Source organism: Haloferax sp. Atlit-12N, assembly GCF_003383095.1.
Lineage (GTDB): Archaea > Halobacteriota > Halobacteria > Halobacteriales > Haloferacaceae > Haloferax.
Window position 1 is genome coordinate 1 of record NZ_PSYW01000020.1, and the last position, 2,634, is coordinate 2,634.

Here is a 2,634-nt window from a genome sequence, read left to right on the forward strand (position 1 = left end):
TTTCTGCAACAAAGAGCAGGGGTCACTCTGGTCGAACGACGTCATCACACGAGTAGCATTCCGCGAACACGCCGGTTGTACCGTCTGCTTCTTCAAACTCAATCAGCGATTGATGCGGTGCAAGTTCGTCACCGCAGTCAGGACACCGGCCAAGTATCGTTGAATCAGTCGTCATGGGGGAGTTGTGGAGACGTGTGTGACACAGATTGTCTCCAGTAGTAGCTACGTGGTGTCACAGCAAAGATGTTTGGCCAAGAGTATTATTCAGTTCATACAATCATGAATTGTGTTCATTAACTTTGTTCACTAAATCTCAAGATTACTCCGCAGACCGCTGCAATAATGGATGAGCATAGCCTCACCCAGCCATGGCGTTCGTTGTGTTTGTTCATCAGATGTATTCAGCCTGTTTGTTCATTGTGTACATTCATTGATGAACACAACGAATGAATGTCCCTGTTGAACACAATGAGTGCATGCACAGAAGATTCAAGGTGATGGTTCATCATGAACACAGTATGCTCACATATTCGACCTACAGCGAGGCAGGCGGGGTCGGGAAGACGACCACCGCAGCAAACCTGGCGGTTGCGCACGCTCGGGCAGGGTTGAAACCGCTCGTCGTTCCACTTGACCCACAAGACGGCGATCTTTCACGTCTCTTCGGGGTTGACGACCAGCGGACGGATTCAGTCGATAACATTGTCCGGCATATGATTCGACGCCCCAACGGCGACTTTGAGGATCTCATTCGGACCGTCGAAGGTGTCGACATCGTTCCGGAGCACAATATGCTCTCAGATTTAGCCGATTTTCTCCAGCGAGAGAAAGACCAGGCAGAGGCCATGGGCGAAGCATTCGGGATGCACGCACAGTTACTCCGTGTGCTCCGCGAGGCCGGCGTCCCAGAGGAGTACGATGTACTGATCTGTGACCCACCAGCAACTGAAGGGCCACACCTCTACAACGCGATTCACGCGACGCGGTCGCTTGTCATCCCCGTCGAACCAAGCGCAAAGGGCCGTGCAGCAGTTGAAGGGCTTGAGGCTCTCGTCGCCGGGTTTGAAGACCAACTCGAGATTGACGTTGGTGTGCTCGCCGCCGTGCCAACCGGATTCAAAAACACACGTGATCAACGGCAGGTACTAGCTGAAATCGACTATCCGATCCCAGAGATCATCAGCGAGCGTGCCTCCCTGATGGAGGGGTGCTGGATGGAGCAATGTTCGGCGTTCAAATACGTCCGTGAACATCGTGATCGTCGCCGTGACTACGAAATTGAAACGCTTGCTCAGTTCGACCGCATCGCGAGACATCTCGAAGAACAGGTTGGTATCGAAGCGCCAAACCCCCCGGAACCGGGTGACGTCGATCACGAGGTGGTGACGGTATGACTGGCATGAAGAAAGGAGCTGGTGAAGATCCGTTTGCAGATGACTCGTCGACTGACTCGACGACCGATACAGAGACTCAGACGAAGGAAACAGAGCCTGAACAGGCCGAAGAAACGAATTCGAAACAGGCCGAGGGCGAAGACACCCAAGAGTCTCGCCAGCAGATCCAGATTCCATACAAATTCCGCCGCGATGGCGTCCAAGACGGTCGTGACCGCGTCCCGCTGTTCTTACAGAAGGAGACAAAAGTCGCAGAGCGAGACGCCCTCCGGGAGTTCGAAGACCGGTTCGAAGAAAACGTCTCACTCACCGACCTCCGTGAAGCGCTCATGAAGGTCGGCCTGCAGCACCTCGATGAAACAGAAGAGTGCCTCGAAGAGTGGGGCTACGGGATGACGTTCGACTAGCCAAGAAACGGCGCTTACAGCAGTGTAGGCGCGAAAACCGACAACTGGCAGTCGGTCGCGGTCCGAAACTTGGGCTCCGCTGGGTGGTTTGTTGACCAAGAGAACGAGCGCCGCTTCCCTGGTAGCCCATTCTAAGGACCAAGAAGTTCGAAGGTAGCACAATAATAGTAGATTTCTTACATTCTCAATTACCTCATTGTCCCGCAGAGACAACGAGGATTAGCAATTTGTCGGCCCAAACGGAGAGCAAGTAATAAACCATATTCCGCTATATCCAATCTATTGGTCGGGCGCAAGTTTCAGAAGGTGAAGTGTTGTATGCTCCCGATTCAACTCAAGAGTACAATCGTGAGCGTCTTCGGCCACTACGAGGCTTCGTTCGAGATGCTGATCAAGTGTGGAGCGGTGGATACGACGGCCACATCAAACGCACCCAGCGTCTGCCCGCCGGATACAACAGCCCCCATTGGCACATCTAGTTCGAACTGACGACTGGTGAAGTTCGTCACCCATGTCAGGCCGTCTCGTTCGTTGAATCGAACTCCGTCCGGAAGTCGGGAAGTGTGCTTGATTCCGCCGCGAGACAGCAGCTCAGCAACGAGTTCGTCAAGCAGTTCTGACCCCGGCCAGACACCACAGTACGTTACTGAGCCGTCGCCACGGTTCCTCCGGGTGACTGCCGGACGTCCAGCTCCCGGACCGGAAGTGTGCGTCGCTACGACGGTCGTCTGTGGATCGGGGTCGAGCCACTCCGCCCAGATTGTGGCAGCGTACTCATCGCCATCAACTTCCACGGCGAGTCGGACATCTTCCGGGTAACTCTCGTGTTGGTC

Annotated in this window: 3 protein-coding genes; 2 read left to right on the forward strand and 1 reads right to left on the reverse strand. The window is 54.3% G+C overall.

Annotation, left to right across the window (positions count from 1 at the left end; genetic code table 11):
- Window positions 1–518: 518 nt before the first annotated feature.
- Both C5B90_RS19660 and C5B90_RS19665 read left to right on the forward strand, forming a co-directional pair.
- Window positions 519–1,394, forward strand: a complete 876-nt coding sequence (locus C5B90_RS19660; RefSeq protein ID WP_004967663.1) for a ParA family protein — start codon at window positions 519–521, stop codon at window positions 1,392–1,394.
- Window positions 1,391–1,801, forward strand: a complete 411-nt coding sequence (locus C5B90_RS19665; protein WP_115883608.1) for a hypothetical protein — start codon at window positions 1,391–1,393, stop codon at window positions 1,799–1,801. The genes C5B90_RS19660 and C5B90_RS19665 overlap by 4 nt, the downstream gene beginning before the upstream one ends.
- 365 nt (window positions 1,802–2,166) lie before the next feature.
- On the opposite strand, the gene C5B90_RS19670 is transcribed toward C5B90_RS19665, so the two are convergent.
- Window positions 2,167–2,634: beta-galactosidase trimerization domain-containing protein (locus tag C5B90_RS19670; protein WP_199517575.1), on the reverse strand; the 468-nt coding region annotated here is incomplete at its 5' end.

Bases quoted from the DNA above. Each gene is read 5' to 3' on its own strand.
- C5B90_RS19660 (WP_004967663.1), top strand. From the start codon at position 519: ATGCTCACATATTCGACCTACAGCGAGGCAGGCGGGGTCGGGAAGACG.
- C5B90_RS19665 (WP_115883608.1), top strand. From the start codon at position 1,391: ATGACTGGCATGAAGAAAGGAGCTGGTGAAGATCCGTTTGCAGATGAC.